The following is a 23375-nucleotide window of genomic DNA, read 5'->3' on the forward strand; positions in this document are numbered from 1 at the left end:
TTCCACCAAAGCTGCTCCTTAGACGCAAAATCTGCTGCTGCCACGTCCATCAAGGATCGCAGAGTGTTTCGACCGGTTGCGAATATTGAAGCGGCTGACGGTGCCTTGAAGCGCTCGAGCAATCCAGCGAAATGAATTCAACGCTGGACATCGGATCAAGCGCGATTTCGCCTCCGCCGGACCCAACCGCGCTAACGCTATTCTAATTAAAATTAAAATGAGCGGGACCGAAGCGTCCGGCTTGAACAGAGGGAGCGGACGCCTTTCGCGCGCTTGTCGCTGCATTCGCACGCGCTTGCACAGCCCTCACGAACAGCAGCGACAGCGAAGATTCGCCATAAGCATCGCTAATTCGCCACGCGTCGCGATCGCGCGCTATTTCGATTTAGGAGGCGTATCGTCGTCCATCTTGCCACCATTGGCGACGCACTTGTTGAAATAGTCCCGCTGGGCTTTGGCGCCTCCCCGCGCGCTCCCGGAAGCGGGATTGCCGGGCTGTAGCGGCGGAAATGCCTTCGCGACCAAGGCATCGCAGGCGCGCGCCACCTGCACGTCGATCGCATGCGCGGGAACCATTGCGCTGGAGATCATGATCACGGCTGAGACGATCGCAAAACCCCAGATAACTCGCATTGCCACACTCCGTTCCAAACTGAATCAGTTTTTTCTCTCGAGCCCGGACTCGCAATGAGCGCACTAAAGCATGATCCGGAGAAGTGCGAAGCGGTCTTCCGTCGCAACAAAACGCGGATCGCGTTTGCGCGAAGATCAAGCTCTGACCGCGAGCTGGAACACGACGACGCTTCTCGCGGCGCCTAGGTCCGATCGACGTCGTGATAGGCCCGATACCAGGCGACAAACCTGGCAATGCCATCCTCGATCCGCGTCTGCGGGCGGAAGCCGATTTCACGCTCCAGGTCGGAGACGTCGGCCGACGTCTCCAGTACATCTCCCGGTTGCATCGGCATCAACTGCTTTTCGGCCTGCCGCCCCAAGCCCTGCTCGAGCAGCGCCACCACATGCATCAGTTCTTCCGGCCTGCTGTTGCCGATATTGTAGACCCGCCACGGCGCCCGGCTCGAGCCCGGATCGGGATGCGCTCCCGACCAGTTGACATCGCCTTCCGGCGCGCGGCCGATCAACCGCACCATCGCCTCGACCACGTCGTCGACATAGGTGAAGTCGCGCCGCATGTTGCCATTGTTGAACAGCTGGATCGGCTTGCCCTTGGTGATCGCGTCGGCGAACGCATAGAGCGCCATGTCCGGCCGATACCACGTCCCATACACGGTGAAAAACCGCAGCCCGGTTGCCGGTACGCGATACAGATGGCTATAGGAATGGGCGATCAGCTCGTTGGCCTTCTTGGTCGCGGCGTACAGGCTGACCGGATGGTCGACATTGTCGTGGACCGAAAACGGCAACTTGGTGTTGGCGCCATAGACCGACGATGAGGACGCAAACAACAGGTGCTTGCACGCGGTGTGTCGGCAGCCCTCGAGGACGTTGAGGAAGCCCTCCAGATTGGAATCCGCATAGGCGTGCGGGTTCTGCAGGGAATAGCGCACGCCGGCCTGCGCGGCGAGATGCACCACGACCTCGAAGCGATAACGCTCGAATAGCGCCTTCATGCCGGCTCGGTCGGCGAGGTCGAGCTCCACGAAGGTGAAGCCACGGTGCTGCTTGAGCAGATCGAGGCGCGCGCGCTTGAGCGCGGGGTCGTAATAGTCGTTCAGATTGTCGAGGCCGATGACCGGCTGCCCTGCCCGCAGCAGATGCTCCGCCAGATGGAAGCCGATGAAGCCGGCGCAGCCCGTGACGAGTAGATTGCCTGCGATCACCACGTCTTGCCCGTGCCTTTCGCCTTGCGCCGGACCATTCGAATAAGCCGTTACACGCGGCAGCCGCAGCTGTCTTCGCGTTGCGCGCCGCCAGGCGTCAGTTGCTGGCGGCCGGAGGCTTGTAGTCCGGAAAGCGGCTCAGGACCGCGGCCTTCATGAACTTGAAGTGCGCAATCTCGGTCGCCAATTCCTTCAGCCGGCGCTGGCCGTTGGAGATCTCGGCGTCAAACAGGTCTTGATGATAGTTGTCAAGCGCCTCGCGTTCCAGATATTCGTCGGTGCCGTTGCCGAGAGTCACCGCGGCACGGGCCAGAACATCATCGACGCGGCGGCCAAGACCGGATTGCTCGCTTTCGGCCGCCTGCAACGCGGCCTCGATCGCGGCCATGATCGATCCGATCCGGGCGCGATCGGTCTCGGCATCGCGCTCGGCCGAGCGTGCCTTGAAACCTTCCTCGCCGCGCCGCGATTTGATCAGGTCCTGCGCGCGAGACCGCAAAAACAGCTGAAACATCTGTCAGTATCCGGTTCGGGCCCATTGAGGCAGCACAGGTCAAAATCGCCCGGTCTTAGTTAAAAAAGGGTGAATTGCCCTCGTGCCCGGCCCTCAGGTCGGCTTTCCACTTGATCCAGGCCTTGTCGTGCTTGTCATAGAGCTCGAGCCACCGTCCCTCACCGGCTGACGGCACCAGGCCCGTCCCGTTATCGTGCCCGTCCGCCAGTCCCGGCAGCGAGGAGTCCAGGTCCTCGAACTCCGACGTCTCCTCAAGCGTCAGCCCGACCAGCACACGCTTGCCACTGACATCGACGACATACCGCCTTGGCGAATGCCCCCTGAGATCACTCATGACGTGAAAGTTCCCTTGCGATCCGCGGGGCTGGCGACGAGATCAGGGGCACGCTGGCATGCAACCAACCCGCCTGCCGCGACGGACGCCGACATGATGACCGATTGCATGTTGCCAGCCAACCCCAACTCACCGCACACCGTCGCGCTACCTCGATCGAACTACTCCGCTAGAACGCGCGACGCATGTGGCCGAACGCACTGACCGGCTGTTCCCGCCTCGACGATTTCGCGGCTGATGGCGCCACATACGGTGCATAGATCCGATATTGCGCGCGGCGCTTGTGCGACCGCCACGAGCGCGCGGCGAAACCGGAGAAGAAGCCTGCGACGAACACCGCCGCGAGAATCAGAGCAGGAGAAACCATCACAACCGTTCACGTTCGCCCCGATGTTATTAACATTCGAAGTTGTGACGACATCATGATTGGACGCGCCGAAAGATTGTTCAGCCGCTGGAATTTTTGTGCAATCGAACGACGCATCAATGATCAGCGTCGACAATAATTGTTCTCGCGAGAGAACGTCTCAGGAGAACCACCAGAGCATGAATTTCAGGAACATCGAGCTGAGAAGATAAATCCACCCCGCCATCGCCAGCACCGTCAGTCCGACGAAGACACCTGAAACGCTTTTCTCCTTGAAGCGCGCCAGCAACGAGTTTTTTTCTTCTTGCGAGTAGAACATCTCAGGCTCAAGGCGTAGCTGATTCAAATCAGCTAGCAGTCAATTTCGATGATCTCGTGACGCGTCGCAGCAGCCATTCGCATCGCGCATCACAGATCACCGCTGCAAAACGCCGCCAGGCCGCACGCCATCGCGCAGTGGAAATTCCGTTCGACACGATCAGGAATTTTACGTCGGCGATCGCGGCGGCCCGCGCGCCGGAATTTCCCTTCGGATCCTCGCCCGATCGACGTCACATACGTCGATCAAGACGGTCGTGCAGCTTGACCAGGCGATGTGGCCGGCATGCAGGATAGCCGCGCGCCGGAGGCCGGCGCGACCGAACGGATTCTTCCCGGGAGCAATCTGCCCGCTTCGCCCTGCCTCTCAGTTTAACAATCAAGTCCTCGCACGCGGTCAACCAATGATAATCGCCTCACACGCGGAAAAAGGCGAACCAGACAATGCCGAGGATCAGGACGGCCAGCCCTGTCGAGGCCGTGAGCAGCGCGAGAACCGAAGGTCCAGGCTCGGCCTGCCGTGCCTCGGTCGGGGTTTCGACGATTTGACCGTGTCGTTCCGTTGCCATGGCAACCTCTTTGCTTAAGTGCCTGTAATTCCGGCGTTTGCCGCGCCCCTTCGACAGCCAACGCGTGATCGGGAGCGATGTTCCGAGAGCGTTGACGGCTGGGCCGACGGCAGTCCCGCCCGCCGCGTCAAACGGGCGCAGCGCGAGGACACGGTTAACGCCGTTGCGAGATTCACCGGGCCGTGTTGTTTCAAACTGGGGTTCCCGGTGTTATCCTTGACCGTTCCGTCGGTTGCGTAATCGGAGTTTCCCTGGAGTTTCCCCATGGCCCCTCGCGCCAATTGGAAGGGCTTTTTGCGCCTTTCGCTCGTGACTTGCCCGGTTGCCCTGTACCCGGCGACATCGGATACCGAAAAGGTCTCCTTCAACCAGATCAACCGCAAGACCGGCCACCGGATCAAATACGCCAAGGTCGACGCGGAGACCGGCGAGGAAGTCTCCACCGAAGACATCATGAAGGGCTACAAGGTCGACACCGACACCTATATCGAGGTCACCAAGGAAGAGCTCGACGACATCGCGCTGGATTCGACCCGCACCATCGAGATCGACGAATTCGTGCCGCGCAGCGAGATCGACAGCCGCTATCTGATCCGCCCCTACTACCTCGTTCCCGACGGCAAGGTCGGCCACGACGCCTTTGCGGTGATCCGCGAGACCATCCGCAGCCTGAACAAGGTCGCGATCGGCCGCGTGGTGTTGACCAATCGCGAGCACATCATCGCGCTCGAGCCGCTCGACAACGGGCTGATGGGCACACTGTTGCGCTACCCATATGAAGTGCGCAGCGAGAAGGAGTATTTCGACGACATCCAGGATGTGAAGATCACCAAGGACATGCTCGATCTCGCCAGGCACATCGTCGAGCAGAAGTCCGCCGACTTCGATCCGGAGGAGTTCGAGGACCGCTACGAGCAGGCGCTGATCGACCTGATCAACCAGAAGCGCAACGGCATCAAGGTCGCTAAGCCCGCGGCGAAGACCAGCGGCAACGTCATCAACCTGATGGACGCGCTGAAGAAGAGCCTTGCCAACGAGAAGCAGGCCGCGCCCGCCAAGGCCGAGGCAAAGGCCGCGAAGGGCAAGAAGCCGAAGAAGCGCATCGAGGGCCAGCGCGAAATGCTGCTGCCGATCTCGGGCAGCGGCAAGCGCGAGCCCAAGGAGGCCGCCAAACCCGAGCCGAAGAAGGCCGAGAAGACAACGCGCGCCCAGGGCACCGCGGCGCGCAAGAAGGCAGGCTAGCGCAGCGACCGCAAGATGAGCCCGGTCCACAGCGCCTGAGATGTTCCGGTCGAGATGCCCTGGTCGACGCCGTTTGACGAACCGATCGCGCTGCATCGCGGCGGCACACTGGTGACGCTGCAGCACGCCGCCGACTACATCATGAAGCTATCGGAAGACACCCAGCAGGAAACGCGCTGGCAGATCGCGGTCGAGCATCTGATCAATGCGGCGGAACAAGGCGCCGGCTGGTTGATGTTCGCGCGCATCGCGATGCTGCGCGCGTTGAACGGGGACGACTGAATCCGGAAAATGCCGAGCTGCCGGCAGGGCTTACTTGAATGCCGAGCTGACGGCATTGAATTGGCCGCTCACGCTGGTGCCGATGCCCCTGACGCCGGCGACGATCACGATGCTGATGCCTCCGGCGATGATGGCGTATTCAATGGCCGTTGCCCCGACCTCATCACGCAGAAACCTTGCCATCAACGCGCGCATGAAAAGCTCCTGTCCGACGCTCGCGGCTTTTTCTCCCGCGCCGTAGTAATATGCCGGCCAAACTAGGCCACATTGGTTGACGGCCCATTGAGGGAAAGGATGAACGGTCGCTTAAAAGTTGCAGCGAATTTCCGTGCTAGTTCTGCCTGCATCGGGTTGCCGCCGGGCGAGGCACTTGGCCGCGGCCGGAGCGCTTTCCAGCGAAGTGGACACCGGCTCGCGCAAAGAAAACGCGTCAAAACAAGTATCTAGAGCTCCGTTCTGATCCTGTCTGAGCGGAAACAGCTCCAGTCGTAAACGCATATCAGAACTACCTGATCCGGCCCCGGCCGCGCTTTACCGGTGCCGCGGAATCCTGTTCCTTTATCGGACAGGCGACAACGAGGCCGGAACGAACCGGCCGCATGCAAAGGGAGTGACCGTCATGAAGCTCGGCACCGCGATCGCGGAAATCATGAAGCGCGAGGGGATCGAGATCCTCACGGGCTACCCGGTCAACCACCTGATCGAATACGCCGCCAATGCCGACATCCGCCCGGTGATGGTGCGCCAGGAGCGCATCGGCGTGCACATGGCAGACGCGATCTCCCGCGTCACCTCGGGCGAGAAGATCGGCGCCTTCTGCATGCAGCACGGCCCCGGCGCGGAGAACGCGATGGGCGGCGTCGCGCAGTGCTACGGCGAATCCGTGCCCGTCCTGGTGCTGCCGATGGGCTATGCGCGTCGGCTGGCGAATATCGACCCGAACTTCAATTCCAGCCAGGCGATGAAGGCGTTTTCAAAATCGTCGGAGCCGATCAACATCGCAGCCGAGGTCTGCAACATCTTTCGGCGGGCGTTTACAAAATTGAAGAACGGCCGCGGCGGGCCGGTCATCGTCGAAATCCCCGCCGACATGTGGAACGAGGAGGTGCCGGAGCCTTTGAACTACACGCCGGTGCTGCGCACCCGCTACGGCGCCGACCCCGTCCATGTGAAGGAAGCAGCCGCCCTGCTCGTTGGCGCCAAGCGTCCGGTGATCTATGCCGGCCAGGGCGTGCACTATGCAAAGGCCTGGCCGCAGCTGAAGCGCCTCGCCGAACGGCTCGCGATCCCGGTCACCACCAGCCTCGGCGGCAAGTCGTCCTTCCCCGAGACGCACCCGCTCTCGCTCGGCTCCGGCGGCCTCGCGGTGCCGCGCGCGGTGCCGAAATTTCTTTCCGAAGCCGACGTGATCTTCGGCGTCGGCTGCTCCTTCACCGAGACGTCATTCGGCATCGCGATGCCGAAGGGCAAGACCATCATCCATTCGACGCTCGATCCGAACCACATCAACAAGGATGTCGAGGCCAAGGTCGGTTTGGTCGGCGACGCCGGCCTGGTGCTCGACGCGCTGCTGGAGGAGATCGGTAAGACCGTGACCTCGGACCGCAACGCAAGTGCGGTCGCCGAGGAGATTGCCGCTTCCCACAAGGAGTGGCTCGCCAAGTGGATGCCGAAGCTGACGCACAACGACGCGCCGCTCAATCCCTACCGCGTGCTGTGGGACCTGCAGCACACCGTCGACATCCACAACACCGTCATCACCCACGACGCCGGCAGCCCGCGCGACCAGCTTTCGCCGTTCTGGAAGTCCGTCGAGCCGCTGTCCTATATCGGCTGGGGCAAGACCACGCAGCTCGGCTACGGCCTTGGTCTCGCGATGGGCGCCAAGCTCGCCAAGCCGGACAAGCTCTGCATCAATGTCTGGGGCGACGCCGCGATCGGCTTTACGGGGATGGACTTCGAGACCGCGGTGCGCGAGCGGATTCCGATCATGTCGATCCTGCTCAACAATTTCTCGATGGCGATCGAATTGAAGGTGATGCCGATCTCGACCGAGAAATACCGCTCGACCGACATCTCCGGCGATTACGCCGCGATGGCCCGCGCCTTCGGCGGCTATGGCGAACGGGTGACCAAGCCCGAGGACATCATCCCCGCGATAAAGCGCGGCATCCAGAAGACCAAGGAGGGCGTGCCGGTGCTGCTGGAATTCATCACCAGCAAGGAGACCGAGGTGTCGCGGCCGGGGACGTGACGGCACCTCACACGCCGCTCTGCCACTTGATTTGACCGCGCCAGCGCAGGCAAGCTCCCTCCGGTGCAACTTCGGAGGGAGAGATGGCGCGCATCCTGGTGCTGGGGGCCGGCTTTGCCGGGCTATGGGCCGCGCTCGGCGCAGCCCGCAAGCGCGACGGTGCACGGGCAGCGGACACCGAGATCCTGGTCGTCGATCGCAACGCCTATCACAACATCCGGGTGCGCAATTACGAGGTCGATCTCGGCGATGTCGCGCTGCCGCTCAAGGACCTGCTCGATCCGGTTGGCGTCGGCCACATGGTGGCCGAGGTCGCGGCGATCGATCCGGCGACGCGCGCGGTCACGATCAAGACCAGCGCGGGCGCGGAGGTTGTGAGCTACGACCGGCTGGTGCTAACCACCGGCAGTGAGCTGGTCCGCCCCGCCATTTCGGGCCTTGCCGCCCACGGCTTCGATGTCGACACGTATGAGGCAGCGATGCGGCTCGACGCGCATCTGGCGGCGCTCGGCAACGAGCCGCCGTCAGAGGCACGCGCGAGCATCGCGGTCGTCGGCGCAGGGTTCACCGGGATCGAGGTCGCGACCGAGATGCCGGCCAAGCTGGCGCACGCCGGCATCACCGGCGATCATCGGATCATCCTGATCGATCCCAATCCCGTCGTCGGCGCGACCTTCGGCGCGCATGGCCGCCCGGTCATCAACGAGGCGCTGGCCACGCTCGGCGTCGAGACGCGGCTGAACGTCCGGGTCAGTGCCGTCGGCGCCGACAGCATCACGCTCGATAGCGGCGAGATCATTCCGACCAAAACCGTGGTGTGGTGCGCCGGCATGCGCGCCAGCCCCCTCGCCGCCTCGCTGCCGGCCAGGCGCGACGCGCTCGGCCGCATCAAGGTCGACCATACCATGCGCGTCGAAGGCCTTGCGGACGTCTTCGCCGCCGGCGACGTCGCCGCCTGCCTGATCGACGGCGAGCACCCGACCGTGATGTCGTGCCAGTTCGCGCGGCCGATGGGCCGCTTCGCCGGCCACAATGTGGTGGCGGACCTGTTTGGCGAGAAGTTGCTGCCGCTCAATATCGACTGGTATGTGACGGTGCTCGATCTCGGCGCCTGGGGTGCGCTCTACACCACCGGCTGGGACCGCGAGGTGCACACCACAGGCGCCGCCGCCAAGCTCACCAAGCAGACCATCAACCAGCAGCGCATCTATCCGCCACGCAACGGCGACCGCGCCGCGCTGCTCGCGGCGGCCGCGCCGACGATCCAGACGGCGCCGCCGACGCGCAAGTAGCTTGGGACTCACATTCGCCGATCGTCATTGCGAGCCACCCGGTCGGCGCGAAGCGCCGCCGGATGACAGGCTCCGCGAAGCAATCCACCCCTCCACGCCGGGATAAATGGATTGCTTTGTCGCGAGCTCCTCGCAATGACGGCGCGTACGCCTGCTACTGCGACAGCTTCACGAAGTTCGGAAACTTCATCTGGCCCTCGGCGATCGCCTTCGGCCAGACCGTGATCTGCTTGCCGCCCTGCCACTGGAACACGAGGCCGGTCACCGCGCCCGGGCCGGACTTGATGCCGTGGGTGAACTCGTCGTTCTTGCCGTAGAACTGGATCTTGCCGATCGTGCCCTCGAAGTCGGTCTTCTCGAGCTCGGTCACCATCTTGTCCGGATCGGTCGAGCCGGCGCGCTGGATTGCCTCGGCGATGATGTAGACCTCGTCATAGGCGGTGTAGCCGGTATAGGCCGGCGGCGTGCCGAACTTGGCCTTGAACGCCGCCGCGAACGGCTTGGTCTTCGGCGTGACGGCAACATCAGGAGTCGCCACCGCGAGCGAGGGCACGCCCTCGGCCGCGCCGTTGGTATCGCCCCAGAAGGTCGGGCTCAGCGCCTGCGCGCTGATGCCGAACATCGGGATCGGCACCTGCTGGTTCTTCCACTGCACGGTCGGCTGCACGCCGACATGGGAGATGCCGGTGACGATCACGTCGGGCTTGGCGGCTTCCATCTTGTTGAAGATCGGCGTGAAGTCGGTGGTGTCGGGCGAGAAGCGAATGTGCTCGACCACCTTCAGGCCCGCTTTCGGCAGGCAGGCCTCGTAGCCGACGTCGAGCGGCTTGGTCCAGGCCGCGTCCTCGCTCATGATCGCGACCGACTTGAACTTGAGCTGGTCGACCAACAGCTCCTTGGCCGCGTCGCAGACCAGCTGCGCCTGCGCGGCCGAGGTCAGGTAGCCGTGGAAGGTGTACTTGTTCTTCTCATAGTCGTTGTGCACCGCCTTGGTGATCTCGTTCGAGGCGGCGCCGGGCGTGATCAGCGGCATCTTCAGCCGCGCAGCCCACGGCTCGAGCGCCAGCACGACCTCGCTGATGTAACTCGCGATCACGGCCGAAACCTTGTCCTCGCTCACCGCGCGCTGGAAGGCGCGCACCGAGTCCGCCGACGAGCTCTTGTTGTCGTAGGTGACGATCTCGATCTTGCGGCCCATCACGCCGCCCTTGGCGTTGATCTCGTCGGCTGCGATCTGCGCGCCGCCCGGCGTCGCCGCGCCCGCGATCGACTGCACTTCGGCAATGATACCGATCTTGATCGGGTCCTTGGACTGCGCATAGGCCGGTGCCGCGAGGCAGAGCGCGAGCGCCGAGGCCAACAGGCTCACGCGGGTCGCGGTTGAATATGCTGTCATCATGATCTCCCTTGCTTTGCTTTCTTCTTTTCAAACTGCGAACGTCAGAGAAAGTCCTTGCCGGCCTCCGCGGCGAACCGGCCCGGATCGCCCTCCCAGACGATCCGCGCGTGCTCCAGCACATAGACGCGGTCGGCATGCGGAAGCGCAAACGTCACGTTCTGCTCGCCCAGCAGCACCGTGATCTTGGTGGTCTGGCGCAGCTTCTCCAGCGCCTTCGACAGCAGCTCGAGGATAACCGGCGCAAGCCCCAGCGTCGGCTCGTCCAGGATCAGGATCTGCGGCTGCATCATCAGCGCGCGGCCGATCGCCAGCATCTGCTGCTCGCCGCCGGACAACGTCTGCGCCATCTGGCCCTGGCGTTCCTTCAGGATCGGGAACAGCTCGAACAGCCAGGCGAGTTGCTTGGCCCGCGCCGCGTCGTCGAGATGTTGGCCGCCGAGGTCGAGATTTTCCCGCACCGTCATCTCGCCGAACAATTCGCGCGATTCCGGACATTGCACGAGGCCGGAGCGAGCGATCTTCGCGGGTCCCGTGCCGCGCAGTGGCTGTCCGCCGCGCAGGATCTCGCCGGTATACGGCAGGAAACCCGAGATGGTGTTGAACAGCGTGGTCTTGCCGGCGCCGTTGAGGCCGACGACGGAGACGAACTCGCCCTCATGGACGTGGATCGAGACGTTTTCCAGCGCCTGCGCCTTGCCGTAATGCACGCTGATATTCTCGACCTGCAGCAGCGGCACCTTGTCCTTGAACGAGGTCTCGGGCCGCGCGTGCGTCTGGATCGCGCCGCCGAGATAGACCCGCCGCACGGTCTCGTTCTTCATCACGTCCTCGGCGCGGCCGGTCGTGATCTCCTCGCCGAGATACATCGCGAGCACGCGGTCGACCAGCGCCGCGACGCTCTTGACGTTGTGGTCGACCAGCATCACCGCGCGGCCCTCGTCGCGGAAGCTGCGGATCAATGCGGAGAAGGTACCGACCTCGGCGCTGGTGAGACCAGCAAAGGGCTCGTCGACCAGCACGACCTTGGGGTCGCGCGCGATCGCTTTGGCCAATTCCAGCCGGCGCAGGTCGGCGAACGGCAGCGTCGGCGGGCGGCGGTCCATCACCGCCCCCAACCCGACGCGCTCGGCTATCCACTTGGCGCGCTCAGTCAGCGCCTTGTCGGGAAACAGCATGAACAGGCTGTCGGGCAACAGCGCGACCATGATGTTCTCCAGCACAGTCTGCCGGTTCAGGGGCCGCGAGTGCTGGAACACCATGCCAAAACCCTTGCGCGCGATCTTGTGCGCAGGCAGCCCGGCGACGTTCTCGCCCTCGAACAGCACCTCGCCCGCGGTCGGACGCTCGATGCCCATCACGCTCTTCATCGCGGTCGACTTGCCCGACCCGTTCGGCCCGATCAGGCCGAGAATCTCGCCGGGATGCAGGTCGAACGAGAGATTCTTCACGGCGGTCAGGCCGCCGAATCTTTTGGTCAATCCACGGACGGTGAGCGTTGCTGTGGTCACAGTCTGATCCATTTAAGAGCGCGCCTCGCGTGACAGGGCCGCTCCGAGGAAACCGCCGGGGAAGAACAGGACGACGAGCAGCGCCACCGCCGAGACGATGAAGGTCGCAAGCTCGCCGGTCGGGCGCAGGAATTCGCCGGCGACGATCAGGAAGATCGCGCCTAATGCGGCGCCGAGCACGGTGCGCCGGCCGCCGAGCACGGCGGACACGATCACGTTCACGCCGACCGCGACGTCGACCACGGTGCCGACCGAGGCGGTGCCGAAGTAGAACACGAGCAGCGCGCCCGACAGTCCCGAGAAGAAGGCGCTGACGATGAAGGCCGCGAGCTTGTGCTTGACGATGTTGAAGCCGAGCGCGCCGGCCTGCACCGGGTCCTGCCCGCTCGCCTGCAGCACGAGACCGACCGGCGATTGCGACAGGCCATAGAGGATGGCCGCGCTCACGGTCATGAAGCCGAGCGCGATCCAGTAATTGGCACCGGCATTGATGGTGATGACGTCAGGAATGGTGAGCCCGATCTCGCCGCCGGTGAGATCTGCGAACACCACGACGAAGTTCTGCAGCATCAAGACCGCCACCAGCGTGGTCAGGCCGAAATACGGCCCCCTCACCCGCAGCGCCGGCAGCGCCAGCACGAAGCCCGCGACGACCGAGGCCAGCGCGCCGAGCAGGATACAGACATAGACCGACCAGCCGAACTGGTTGTTGAGGATCCCTGCGGTGTAGGCGCCGGTGCCGATCAGGAAGGTCGGGCCGAAGTTCACCTCGCCGGCGAAGCCGAACAAGAGGTCCCAGGCCATCGCGAACACGCCGAAATAGAACGCGACGGTCAGCAGCCCGAGGATGTAGCCCGAGACGTAGAACGGTAGCGTCGCGGCGACCACTACGCAGAACAGCGAAATGAAGAACAGGCGCGAGGAAAAGAAGCTGGCCATCTCAGCGCCTCCCGAGCAGGCCCTGAGGCCGGATATACATCACGAACACCAGAAGCAGCAGCGCCGGAATGGTGCGATAGGCCGGCGAGATCATGTAGGCCGTGATGGTCTCGAGATAGCCGACGACGAAGGCTGCGATCAGCGAGCCCGACACGCTGCCGAGGCCGCCGAGCACGACGATCGAGAACGCGCTCGCGGTCAGCGGCCCGACGCTGTAGGAGCTGACGCCGAGGAACATGCCGAGCAGCACGCCGGCGATGCCGGCGAGAATGCCGTAGATGCCCCACACCACGATGTAGATTTGGGTGAGCTCGAGCCCGAGCAGCGTGACGCCGCGCGGGTTCATCGAGGCCGCCAGTACCGCCTTGCCGGTCCTGGTGCGGTTCACCAGTAGCCACAGCAGGCCGATCACGAGGCAGCAGACCAGCGCGGTGAAGATATTGTTGCGCGGTGTGCGGTTGCCGAAGATATCGACGACACCCTCGACGATCGGCAGCACCGTCTTGGCGTTGTTGGTGAAGAAATAGGCGATCAGCTCCTGGATCATGATGCCCCACAGCAGGGTGCCGGTGAGGACGAAGATTTCCTTTTCCTCGTTGGGGATCCGCGTTGAATTCTGGATCGGCTTGACGACCGCGAAATAGGTCGCGAACGACACGATCAGCGCGACGCCGACACCGAACAGCGCGCCGGTGTAGATGTCGAGGTGCAGCACGCTGGCCGCGGCCCAGGCCGCGACCGCCGCGGCCACCATGATGGCACCGTGGGAGAGATTGAGGACGCCGGAGACACCGAAGATCAGGGTGAAACCGGTGGCGCCGAGCGCATAGAGCGCGCTGATGGCAAAGCCATCGATCAGGATTTGTAAGGCAAGCATCTCAGATTGGCCGCGGCAGCAGGGCTGCCTGTTGTGGAGGACACAGAACCGAACAGGGATGCTCCCGGGTGGGGCCCGGGAGCATGATCATCAGTCAGTTCGTGGTGACCTTGATGAAGCTCGGGAACTTGAGATCGCTCTTGGCGACCTCCTTCGGCCAGACCGCGACCTGCTTGCCGCCCTGCCACTGCAGCATCAGTCCGGTGATCAGGCCCTTGCCGTACTTGATCGAATGGGTGAACGGATCGTCCTTGCCGTAGAACTGGACGCGTCCGATGGTGCCTTCCCAGTCGGTCTTCTCCAGCGCATCGACCATCTTGTCGGCCTCGACCGAGCCGGCGCGCTTCACCGCATCGGCGATGTAGTAGACCTCGTCATAGGCGGTGTAGCCCGCGTAGGACGGATAGTTGCCGTAGCGCTTCTTGAAGCCTTCCGCGAACGGCACCGACTTCGGCGTCACCGCGACGTTCGGGCCGGACACGCCCTGATACAGCACGCCTTCCGCCGCATCGTTGGTGTCCTTGCCGAAGGTCTCGTTGGTCGCCTGCGAGGAAATGCCGAACATCGGGATCGGCACCTGCTGGTTCTTCCACTGCACCGTCGGCTGCACGCCGACATGCGAGATGCCGGTGATGATCACGTCGGGCTTGGAGCCTTCGACCTTGTTGAAGATCGGCGTGAAGTCGGTGGTGTCGGGCGAGAAACGGATATGGTCGACGACCTTGAGCCCGATCTTCGGCAGGCACTCCTCGTAGCCGACATCGAGCGGCTTGGTCCACGCGGCATCCTCGCTCATGATGACCGCGGTCTTCATGTGCTTCTGATCGACCAGCAGCTCCTTGGCGGCGTCGCAGACCGACAGCGCCAGCGCGGCCGAGGTCAGGTAGCCGTGGAAGGTGTACTTGTTCTTCTCGTAATCGGCGTGGACGCTCTTGCTGATCTCGTTGGAGGCGGCGCCGGGCGTGACGAACGGCGTCTTCAGGCGCGAAGCCCAGGGCTCGAGCGCCAGCACCACTTCGCTGATGTAGCTCGAAATGACGACGTTGACCTTGTCTTCGTTGACCGCGCGCTGGAACGCGCGCACCGAATCCGCCGAGGACGAGTGGTTGTCGTAGCTGACGATCTCGATCTTGCGGCCGTCGATGCCGCCCTTGGCATTGATCTCGTCGGCGGCCAGCTGCGCCGCCTGCGGGATCGATGCACCGGCAATCGCCTGCGCTTCGGCGATCACGCCGATCTTGAGGGTGTCGGCAGCCAGCGCTCCGCTCGGCGCCGCAGCCAACAGGCCCAACACGGCCGCTCCTGCAAGTTTCTGCATCGCGTGCACGGGGAGTCGCAATGTTCTTGTCACCCTGTTTCTCTCCTCTTTTTCTTCGGCTGCTTCGAGCTCTTGGGGCGCGACTATAGCCGCGACAAAATGCGCAGCAAGTGAAACTGCGCGCAGATCGCCATGCAAGGACGGCGACTAAAGTAGTGGGTCGGCGCTCACCAAATGAACAAACATGAGGCAGCGGGGGAATAAAGTGGTGGTGCACCGATCGCTCAGATCGTCATTCCCCGCTGGCAAATTACGCGGGGCGAGCGAAGCGGAGAGAGCGGAACGAAAAGCACGGCTCGGGCAATTCATGTCGCGAGAACGCGGATTGTTGCCCGCTGGCCGTGCGACAAGCTCAATGCCGTCCCTGCGAAAGCGGGGACCCACAACCACGGATGCTCATTGTTACGCGATTTGGAACGACGAGTCCGATTCACAACATCCGCCGCGGCGACGACAGCGGTGTATGAGGCGACTGCCTCTACTCCGCCATCTCCGCCGGCGGGTGGGCGGCGGGACCAGCGAGCGGGCGCTCTTCCATCGTGATCATGCAGATCGAGGCGGTGGTCAGCAGCACGGCGGCGGCGCCGAACACGTAGCGGAACGCATGGATCATGTCGGCCATCGGGATCGCGCTGACGGTGCCGGCGGAGGCGGCATGATGCTCGCCGGCGAGCGAGATGTCGGTCCCCAGCGTCATCAGCAGGATGGTAGTGAAGGCGGCGACCGTGAAGGAGGCCATCATCGCGCGGAAGAAGTTCATCGCGCCGGTCACGGTACCGACCTGCGGCCGCGCCACCGCGTTCTGCAACGACACCACGCTGATCGGGAATGTGGTGCCGAGGCCGAGCGCGAACACGCTCATCAACAGCAATAATCCCCACAGCGGCAGCGTCGTCACCGCCATGCCGACGGCACAGATCGCGGCCACCGAGGTGCCGACGATGGCGACGCGCTTGTAGTGCTTGGCCTTCGCCATGGTCCGGCCGGCGATCGCCGCACCGAAGGTCGAGATCGCCGCGAGCGGGATCAGCGCGAGGCCGGCCTCGCTGGCGGTGAGATGATAGACCACCTCGTAATAGAGCGGCAGATGCACGGTGAGGCCGACCATGGCGCCGAGCGCACAGCCGCCCGCCCCCATCGCGAACGGCACCACCGAGCCGCCGAGCAGCGACAGCGGCAGGAACGGCTCGTCGGCGCGGCGCGCGTGCCAGACGAAGGCGCCGGCGAGCGCGATCGAGGCGCCCACCATCGCGGTGATGGTCGGCGACAGCCAGGACAGACGGGTGCCGCCCCAGGTCAGCACCAGCATCAACACGACGGCCGAGGCCATCAGCAGGATGCCGCCGAGCCAGTCGACCTTGCGCTTGCGGTGGAACACCGGGATTTTGCCCATCTTCGGCAGCAGCAGCGCCAGCGCCGCCGCCGCGAGCGGCAGGTTGATCCAGAAGATCATCGACCAGTGCAGATGCTCGGCGAACACGCCGCCGACCACCGGGCCGAGGATGCCGCCGGCCATCCAGACGCTGGAGAAATAGGCCTGATAGCGGCCGCGCTCGCGCGGGCTCACCACGTCGGAGATCACGGTCTGGACCACCGGCATGATGCCGCCGCCGCCGAGCCCCTGCAGACCGCGGGCAACGATCAGCATCGTCATGCTGGGCGCGATCGCGCATAGCACCGAGCCGACCACGAACAGGCTGAGCGAGGTGATGATCATGACGCGGCGGCCATAGATGTCGCTCAGCGTGCCGAACACCGGCGCCACCGCCGTCGAGGCCAAGAGATAGGCCGTGATCACCCAGGACAGATTGGTGACGTCGTGAAACTGGCGCCCGATCGTCGGCAGCGCGGTCGCGACGATGGTCTGGTCGAGCGCGGCCAGGAACATCGTCAGCATCAGGCTGATGACGATGGTGCGGACCTCGTCCGGATTGAGTGGTGCCGGCGGCGCCAGCGGCGGCGCTTCGCTGAGTTCGATCACCTCGCTCGGAAGGCAGGACAGCTCTTCGGCAATGTCGTCGGGCAATGTCTCTTGGTCGGCAGGAATCCGGCTCTGCCGTTCATACTTGTTCATTTGAGGCGTAATGCTGCTGCGCGGGCGCATCCCGCGATGGAATCATTCTCTGCTTTGCAATTTATGCAGCAATTCAATGCTGAGGCAGGCACCCCAGCGCATGGGTGCATCCCGCGGCGATGTTCTCGCGGTGACGTGATCGCGGACGCGGCGACGACGTCACGCTTTGGTCGTCTTGCCCAGCATTTTCGGCCGCTTCTTCAATTGTGCCCGTTTCGGCAGCAGCGCCGGCCATCGCACGATATGATCCTCGAGATCGGCGTCGTTGACGTCGAGCTCGGTGCCCTCCACTCGCCCGCGTACCGAAACTCCCGCTTCATGGACGGTGTTGGGATCGCCCGAGATCAGGGGATGCCACCAATAGAGGTCCCGCCCCTCGGCCACCAGCCGGTAGCCGCAGCTCGGCGGCAGCCAGTTCAGCGTCCGGACGTTTTCGGGAGTCAGGCGGACGCAATCCGGAACCTGGTCGGAACGGTTCGGGTAGTCCTTGCAGGTGCAGAGGCCGGAATCGAGCAGCTTGCAGGAGATATGGGTGAAATAGATCTTGCCGGTGTCCTCGTCCTCGAGCTTCTCCAGGCAGCACCGTGCGCAGCCGTCACACAGGCTCTCCCATTCGGCGTTGGACATCTCTTCCAACGTCTTGGTTTTCCAGAAGAATCCCTCCTGGTCCGACGGGCGCTTGGGCGATGCGGTCATGATATCCCTGAAATGGCGGTGCAACTCTTCTTGGGATGCCGGCAACGCTTGCGCAAGGGGGTGGTATTGCGGGGTCGAAAAAGCCGGTGGGCAGCGTTAGGGCTCCCATTAAATTCACAAGCCGCGCCATTGGTTTATGGCAGCCGCTCGGATAGAACAACGAACGAGTCCCCATCGACGCAAAAGCGCCTTGGGATTGCCGCAACATCGAAGCAAGACGCTGCCCTGTGCCCGGTTTGGGCGCCCGCAGCGCAGTCGAACTGATCAAGGGTCCGGTCCTTTCAGATCATGCCGTCCCATTGGAAACAGAGGGTCCGGAACTTCTTCCTGGACCTCGATGCGCGTATCGACTCGACGCTGTTCTCGTCGGGCAAGGGCCTGCGCGAGCTCTACGAGCGCTATTCCACCTTCATGGACCGCTTCTATGTCGGCCGCTGGAAGCGCTGGGTGTTCATCGAGCCGCTGTCGGAGGCCGCAACCCTTGGGCTCGGCGGCATGATCCTGATGCTGACGCTCGCGATCCCCGCCTTCCGCGAGACCGCCGACGAGGACTGGCTGAAGAAGTCCGACCTCGCGGTGACGTTCCTCGACCGCTACGGCAACCCGATCGGCAGCCGCGGCATCAAGCATAATGACTCGATCCCGCTGGAAGATTTTCCGGACAATCTGATCAAGGCGACGCTCGCGACCGAGGACCGCCGCTTCTACGATCATTTCGGCATCGACGTGCCGGGCCTTGCCCGCGCGCTCGTCACCAACGCGCAGGCCGGCGGCGTCCGCCAGGGCGGTTCGTCGATCACCCAGCAGCTCGCCAAGAACCTGTTCCTGAACAACGAGCGCACCATCGAGCGCAAGGTGAAGGAAGCCTTCCTCGCGATCTGGCTGGAGACGCGGCTCACCAAGAACGAGATCCTGAAGCTCTATCTCGACCGCGCCTATATGGGCGGCGGCACCTTCGGCGTCGACGGCGCGGCGCATTTCTATTTCAACAAGTCGGTGCGCGACGTGAATCTCGCGGAGGCCGCGATGCTCGCCGGCCTGTTCAAGGCGCCGACCAAATACGCCCCGCACATCAACCTGCCCGCGGCCCGCGCCCGCGCCAATGTCGTGCTCGACAACCTCGTCGATGCCGGCTTCATGACCGAGGGCCAGGTGTTCGGCGCCCGCCGCAATCCGGCGGTCGCGGTCGACCGGCGCGACGAGAACTCGCCGAACTACTATCTCGACTACGCCTTCGACGAGATGCGCAAGCTGGTCGACACCTTCCCGAAATCCTACACCGAGCGCGTCTTCGTGGTCCGCACCGCGATCGACATGAACGTGCAGAAGGCGGCCGAGGAAGCGATCGAGAACCAGCTGCGACAGTTCGGGCGCGACTATCACGCGACGCAGGCCGCGACCGTGGTGTCCGATCTCGACGGCGGCATCCGCGCCATGGTCGGCGGCCGCGACTACGGTGCGAGCCAGTTCAACCGCGCCACCGACGCCTATCGCCAGCCGGGCTCGTCGTTCAAACCCTATGTCTACACCACGGCGCTGCTGAACGGCTTCACGCCGAACTCGAAGATCGTCGACGGCCCGGTCTGCATCGGCAACTGGTGCCCGCAGAACTATGGCCATTCCTATTCGGGTCAGGTCACGCTGACGCAGGCGATCACCCGCTCGATCAACGTGGTGCCGGTCAAGCTCTCGATCATGATGGGCGGCAAGGAAGGGCCGAAGGCGGGCCGCGCCAAGATCGTCGAGGTCGCGCGCCGCTTCGGCCTCAAGGCGCCGCTGCCCGATACGCCGTCGTTGCCGATCGGCTCCGACGAAGTCACGGTGCTGGAGCACGCGGTCGCCTATGCGACCTTCCCGAATCGCGGCAAGGCGGTGACGCCGCATTCGGTGCTCGAGGTGCGCACCGGCGCCGGCGACCTGGTATGGCGCTGGGACCGCGACGGTCCGAAACCGCGGCAGGCGATTCCGCCGAACATCGCCGCCGATATGGCGGGCATGATGAGCCACGTGGTCAGCGAAGGCACCGCGCGCCGCGCCGCGCTCGACGGCATTCCGACCGCCGGCAAGACCGGCACCACCAACGCCTATCGCGACGCCTGGTTCGTCGGCTACACTGGCAACTTCACCTGCGCTGTCTGGTACGGCAATGACGACTATTCGCCGACCAACCGCATGACCGGCGGTTCGCTGCCGGCGCAGACCTGGCACGACATCATGGTCGCGGCGCATCAGGGCGTGGAGGTCAAGGAGCTGGTCGGCGTCGGCATGGGCCAGAAGCTGCCGCCGCAGCCGGCGCAGGCCAATGCCCAGGCCAACACGGCGCCGCGCGTATTGGAGACCAAGCCGGGCCCGCCGCCGGTTTTGACCAAGCGCGGCGCGGATATCCTGGTGCGGGTCGAGAAGCTGCTCGATGACGCCGCCAGGACCGCCGGCAAGACCACGCTGAACGAGTCCTCGAAGACCGGCAAGGCCGAGTCCTCGAGCGCGCTGGCGTTCCCCGAAAACTACGTTGCCGCGGCCGGGCCGGACGGCGCGACACCGGCACCGCCACGCAAGAACTGACGTGCGGCTCCTCCTCACCACCTTGTTGGCACTCGTCATCGCCACCGCCGTCGGCCTCGGCCTGACCTACGCGACGGCGACCCGCGGCACCGATCTCGGCACGCTGAAGATCGGTGCCTGGACCGCGCGGCCGAAGAGCGGCACCTCCGACGTCGATCCCTATTCGCGCGCCACCATCGCGCGCAGCGGCGAGTTGCCGATCGGCACCGGCGACGGCATCGCGTTCTCGGCGACCACAGACGACAAGAACAAGCCGCTCGACGGCCGCTGCGACATCGTGGTCAGCGGCGTGACGCCGGCGGCGCGGTTCTGGACGCTGACGCTGTTCGACCGCAAGGGGCACCTGGTCGCCAACACGCTGCAGCGCTACGGCTTCACCAGCCAGGAGATCATGCGCGCCTCCGACGGCACGTTCGAGATCCACATCGCCTCGCGCTCGCGCGCCGGCAACTGGCTGCCGACCGGCGGCATCGAGCGCTACGCGCTGATGCTGCGGCTCTACGACACGCCGGTCGGGGTCGCGACCCGCACCCAGCGCGACGCGCCGATGCCGTCGATCACAACGACGGGCTGCCCATGATCCGCGTGCTGCTCACCATCCTCGCAGGCGTGCTGCTCGGCGGCGTGGTGCATCTCGTCAGCGTGCTGGCGCTGCCGCGCATCGCCTCGCAGGACGCCTATTCGCGGCTGACGCCGATGACCAAGCTTAACGAGGTGACGCAGCTGCCGCTGGCCGACCCGAGCCATTCGCCGATGCCGCTGATGGATCCGGCCTTCGCGGTGGCGATCTGCCGCTACGATCTCTCGACCGGGCCGCTCAAGCTCACCGTGCCGGTCAGCCAGGCCTATACGTCGGTGTCGTTCTACACCCGCAACGAGGTCGCCTATTACGCGATCAACGACCGCTCGGCCGGCAAGAAGGTGATCGAGCTCGACCTGATGACGGAAGCGCAGCACAACGAGCTGCCGGAGGACGAGGAAATCACCGCTGCCGACCGGCTGATCATCGACTCGCCGACCTCAACCGGCCTGATCCTCCTGAAGGCGCTGGCGCCGGAGCCCGGCCTGATGCCGCAGGCGCAGGCCTCGCTCGCCGCCTCCTCCTGCAAGGTGCAGACCGAGCCGGTCGCGGCCAAGCAGGAGGCGCCGCCGCCGCTGCCTGTGCCGGCCCCGCCGCCTGCGGCACGCAAGCGCTAGCTCGCGGCGAGCGCGTGCCGGCCGCAGCGGCAGGTCTCGTAGTCGACGGGATCGTGGCTGTTGACGATCGTCACATCAGCGCCATGCGCCGCCTTCAATTGCCGCAGCCGCTCCTGGTTCTGGATGCGCATCGCGCGATCCATGTCCGCCCGGCGCTGGAACATGCCGAGCACCAGCGGGATCCGCGGCCTGGCGTCGAGCTGCGAGTGGTGGAAATAGGCGTCGCCGGCGTGCAGCAGCCAGCTGTCCTTGTCGCGCACCGCGATCCCGCAATGGCCGAGCGTGTGGCCCGGCAACGGGATCATCAGAATGTCCGGCTCGCGGTCGCCGAGCGCGCGCACGCTCTTGAAGCCGAACCAGTCCTCGCCGCCGGCACCATAGAACGTCCAGTCCGGCCCGTGCTGCCACTGCGCCGTGATGTAGCGCCCCTGCGGCGGCGTGACCTGATGCGTCACCGCCATGTCGTACTCCTTGCGATGGACGTGCACCCTGGCCTTCGGAAAGTCCGGCACGCCGCCGGCGTGATCGCGATCGAGATGCGTCAGCAGCACATGGCGCACATCGCCCGGCGAAAAGCCGAGCGCCTTGACCTGCCGCACCGCCGCCTCGGCCGGATCGAGCCGCGGCGTCGTCTGCCGCACCCATTTGCGTCCAAGCCGCGGTGGGTCGCCGATATCGTCGAGCCCGATTCCCGTGTCGACCAGCACGAGGCCGTCATTGCTCTCGACCAGCAGGCAATGACAGACCATCCGCGCCCGCTGGAAGATGCTGCCGCTGCCGTTCACGAGCCGCTTTCCGATCGGGCACATCGTGCCGGTGTTGAGATGGTGGATGCGCATGACAAGTCCTCCGCTGTAACAGGCGCAGACTTGCCACTCGCATTTCCATAGGTAAAATATTGTCTTTCTATCGATGTGATAGGATGTGCCTATGGATATCCGCGAACTCCGCTACTTCGCCGCAGTCTACCGCGAGCGCAATCTGACCGCCGCGGCGAAGCGCTGCTTCATCTCGCAGCCGTCGATCTCGGCGGCGATCACCAATCTCGAGGCCGAGCTCGGCACCACGCTGTTCATCCGGCACAAGAAGGGCATGGCCCCGACCGCCTCAGCCGCGCAGTTTCACGGCATCGCCCGCAGGATCATCGACGAGGCGGACGCGGCGCGAAACCTCTTCCGCAAGCCCGCGACGCGGCAGGCGCTGACGCTCGGCCTGTTGCGGACGCTCGATCAGACCCGGACCATCGCGCTGCTGAAGCCGCTGACCGGCAATACCGATCTTGCGCTCCGGCTGGTCGGCGCCAGCGAGAAGGCCGACGCGCGGATCGTCGCCAAGACCATGGTCGGCGCCGGCGAGCACTTCATCCCGCTGTGGAGCGAGCGCTATGTCGCGGCATTGCCGCCCTCGCATCCGCTGACGCTGAAGGAGACGCTCCGGACCACCGACTTCGCCGGCGTTCCGATGATCGATCGTTGCCATTGCGAGCAGCAGGAATTCTTCAAGGGTGCCTCACCGCCGCGCAAGCCGGTGGCGATCGCGGAATCCGAGGAATGGGCGATGGCGCTGGTCGCGGCTGGGGTCGGCGTCGCGATCGTCCCCGAGGGCGTGGCGCGCGGCAATCCGGACGTCGCGACGCGCGCGATCGATATCGACGTGACGCGCCAGGTCGGCCTCGCCTACCCCTCGGCCCACCCGCCCTCCGATGCGCTGAAGGCATTCATTGCGAGCTTGCCACGGCAAGCCAACAGTCGCCGGGTCAAATCGACGGCGAAGAAAACGAAGCGTGCCTAGA

General features: G+C 64.4%; 24 protein-coding genes. 8 read left to right on the plus strand and 16 right to left on the minus strand.

The features are described from left to right. Positions 1-375: 375 nt before the first annotated feature. The 7 genes from Q2M23_RS04330 to Q2M23_RS04360 all read right to left on the minus strand — a co-directional run bounded on the left by Q2M23_RS04330 (position 376) and on the right by Q2M23_RS04360 (position 3943). Entirely contained in the window at positions 376-633 is a 258-nt protein-coding gene (locus Q2M23_RS04330) for a hypothetical protein (protein ID WP_246786786.1), read from the minus strand. Positions 634-815: 182 nt separating this feature from the next. Beyond that, on the minus strand, positions 816-1844 hold the full coding sequence (locus Q2M23_RS04335; protein ID WP_141342556.1) for an NAD-dependent epimerase: 1029 nt from the start codon (positions 1842-1844) through the stop codon (positions 816-818). Between the two features lie 94 nt (positions 1845-1938). Beyond that, complete coding sequence (locus Q2M23_RS04340; protein WP_057020208.1) at positions 1939-2355, minus strand: hypothetical protein; 417 nt, start codon at positions 2353-2355, stop codon at positions 1939-1941. Between the two features lie 55 nt (positions 2356-2410). After that, entirely contained in the window at positions 2411-2689 is a 279-nt protein-coding gene (locus Q2M23_RS04345) for a hypothetical protein (protein WP_057020207.1), read from the minus strand. Positions 2690-2858: 169 nt separating this feature from the next. Further along, complete coding sequence (locus Q2M23_RS04350) at positions 2859-3056, minus strand: hypothetical protein (RefSeq protein ID WP_028331616.1); 198 nt, start codon at positions 3054-3056, stop codon at positions 2859-2861. A 160-nt stretch (positions 3057-3216) separates the two neighbouring features. After that, positions 3217-3375 carry a hypothetical protein gene (locus Q2M23_RS04355; protein WP_168856472.1) on the minus strand — a complete coding sequence of 53 codons (159 nt, stop codon included), beginning with the start codon at positions 3373-3375 and terminating at the stop codon, positions 3217-3219. Positions 3376-3790: 415 nt separating this feature from the next. After that, on the minus strand, positions 3791-3943 hold the full coding sequence (locus tag Q2M23_RS04360) for a hypothetical protein (RefSeq protein ID WP_016841798.1): 153 nt from the start codon (positions 3941-3943) through the stop codon (positions 3791-3793). A gap of 264 nt (positions 3944-4207) precedes the next feature. On the opposite strand from Q2M23_RS04360, the gene Q2M23_RS04365 reads away from it, so the two are divergent. Then, positions 4208-5185: a Ku protein gene (locus tag Q2M23_RS04365; protein ID WP_057020206.1), complete on the plus strand. Its 978-nt coding sequence runs from the start codon at positions 4208-4210 to the stop codon at positions 5183-5185. 54 nt (positions 5186-5239) lie between these two features. Beyond that, positions 5240-5467: a hypothetical protein gene (locus Q2M23_RS04370; protein WP_016841800.1), complete on the plus strand. Its 228-nt coding sequence runs from the start codon at positions 5240-5242 to the stop codon at positions 5465-5467. Between the two features lie 30 nt (positions 5468-5497). Here Q2M23_RS04370 and Q2M23_RS04375 read toward each other — a convergent pair whose 3' ends face one another. Beyond that, entirely contained in the window at positions 5498-5662 is a 165-nt protein-coding gene (locus tag Q2M23_RS04375; RefSeq protein ID WP_016841801.1) for a Flp family type IVb pilin, read from the minus strand. A gap of 424 nt (positions 5663-6086) precedes the next feature. Between Q2M23_RS04375 and Q2M23_RS04380 the strand changes: the two genes are divergently transcribed. Further along, entirely contained in the window at positions 6087-7721 is a 1635-nt protein-coding gene (locus Q2M23_RS04380; protein WP_141342553.1) for a thiamine pyrophosphate-requiring protein, read from the plus strand. An 83-nt stretch (positions 7722-7804) separates the two neighbouring features. After that, positions 7805-9013, plus strand: coding sequence for an NAD(P)/FAD-dependent oxidoreductase (locus Q2M23_RS04385; RefSeq protein WP_316394504.1), 1209 nt, complete (start codon positions 7805-7807; stop codon positions 9011-9013). A gap of 154 nt (positions 9014-9167) precedes the next feature. Here the strand turns inward: Q2M23_RS04385 and Q2M23_RS04390 are convergent, their stop codons facing one another. From Q2M23_RS04390 to Q2M23_RS04420, 7 genes are all read right to left on the minus strand, one after another. Further along, positions 9168-10412, minus strand: coding sequence for an ABC transporter substrate-binding protein (locus Q2M23_RS04390; RefSeq protein ID WP_076833195.1), 1245 nt, complete (start codon positions 10410-10412; stop codon positions 9168-9170). Between the two features lie 41 nt (positions 10413-10453). Then, entirely contained in the window at positions 10454-11932 is a 1479-nt protein-coding gene (locus Q2M23_RS04395; protein WP_141342550.1) for an ATP-binding cassette domain-containing protein, read from the minus strand. Then, complete coding sequence (locus Q2M23_RS04400; RefSeq protein ID WP_076833577.1) at positions 11933-12859, minus strand: branched-chain amino acid ABC transporter permease; 927 nt, start codon at positions 12857-12859, stop codon at positions 11933-11935. A gap of 1 nt (position 12860) precedes the next feature. Continuing rightward, the gene (locus Q2M23_RS04405; protein WP_050424320.1) at positions 12861-13736 is read right to left on the minus strand and encodes a branched-chain amino acid ABC transporter permease; all 876 of its coding nucleotides are present in this window, start codon (positions 13734-13736) and stop codon (positions 12861-12863) included. Between the two features lie 94 nt (positions 13737-13830). After that, positions 13831-15054, minus strand: coding sequence for an ABC transporter substrate-binding protein (locus Q2M23_RS04410; protein ID WP_076833190.1), 1224 nt, complete (start codon positions 15052-15054; stop codon positions 13831-13833). Between the two features lie 478 nt (positions 15055-15532). Beyond that, positions 15533-17128: an MDR family MFS transporter gene (locus Q2M23_RS04415; protein ID WP_316394515.1), complete on the minus strand. Its 1596-nt coding sequence runs from the start codon at positions 17126-17128 to the stop codon at positions 15533-15535. Between the two features lie 159 nt (positions 17129-17287). Beyond that, positions 17288-17824 carry a YcgN family cysteine cluster protein gene (locus tag Q2M23_RS04420; protein ID WP_092079527.1) on the minus strand — a complete coding sequence of 179 codons (537 nt, stop codon included), beginning with the start codon at positions 17822-17824 and terminating at the stop codon, positions 17288-17290. 288 nt (positions 17825-18112) lie between these two features. Between Q2M23_RS04420 and Q2M23_RS04425 the strand changes: the two genes are divergently transcribed. From Q2M23_RS04425 to Q2M23_RS04435, 3 genes are read left to right on the plus strand one after another with little or no spacing between them, the layout of a single operon-like run. Then, positions 18113-20386, plus strand: a complete 2274-nt coding sequence (locus Q2M23_RS04425) for a transglycosylase domain-containing protein (RefSeq protein WP_253609526.1) — start codon at positions 18113-18115, stop codon at positions 20384-20386. Position 20387: 1 nt separating this feature from the next. Beyond that, positions 20388-20966 (plus strand): DUF1214 domain-containing protein, encoded by a 579-nt coding sequence (locus Q2M23_RS04430; RefSeq protein ID WP_057020198.1) that lies wholly within the window; start codon positions 20388-20390, stop codon positions 20964-20966. Then, positions 20963-21583 (plus strand): DUF1254 domain-containing protein, encoded by a 621-nt coding sequence (locus Q2M23_RS04435; protein WP_057020197.1) that lies wholly within the window; start codon positions 20963-20965, stop codon positions 21581-21583. Before Q2M23_RS04430 ends, Q2M23_RS04435 begins: the two co-directional genes overlap by 4 nt. Here the strand turns inward: Q2M23_RS04435 and Q2M23_RS04440 are convergent. Further along, positions 21580-22422, minus strand: coding sequence for an MBL fold metallo-hydrolase (locus tag Q2M23_RS04440; protein WP_316394524.1), 843 nt, complete (start codon positions 22420-22422; stop codon positions 21580-21582). The two genes, Q2M23_RS04435 and Q2M23_RS04440, sit on opposite strands and share 4 nt — an antisense overlap. 91 nt (positions 22423-22513) lie before the next feature. Between Q2M23_RS04440 and Q2M23_RS04445 the strand changes: the two genes are divergently transcribed. Further along, positions 22514-23374 (plus strand): LysR family transcriptional regulator, encoded by an 861-nt coding sequence (locus Q2M23_RS04445; RefSeq protein ID WP_316394526.1) that lies wholly within the window; start codon positions 22514-22516, stop codon positions 23372-23374. Position 23375 lies beyond the last annotated feature (1 nt).

It is taken from the genome of Bradyrhizobium sp. 33ap4 (assembly GCF_032654765.1).
Classification (GTDB): Bacteria; Pseudomonadota; Alphaproteobacteria; order Rhizobiales; family Xanthobacteraceae; genus Bradyrhizobium; species Bradyrhizobium australafricanum.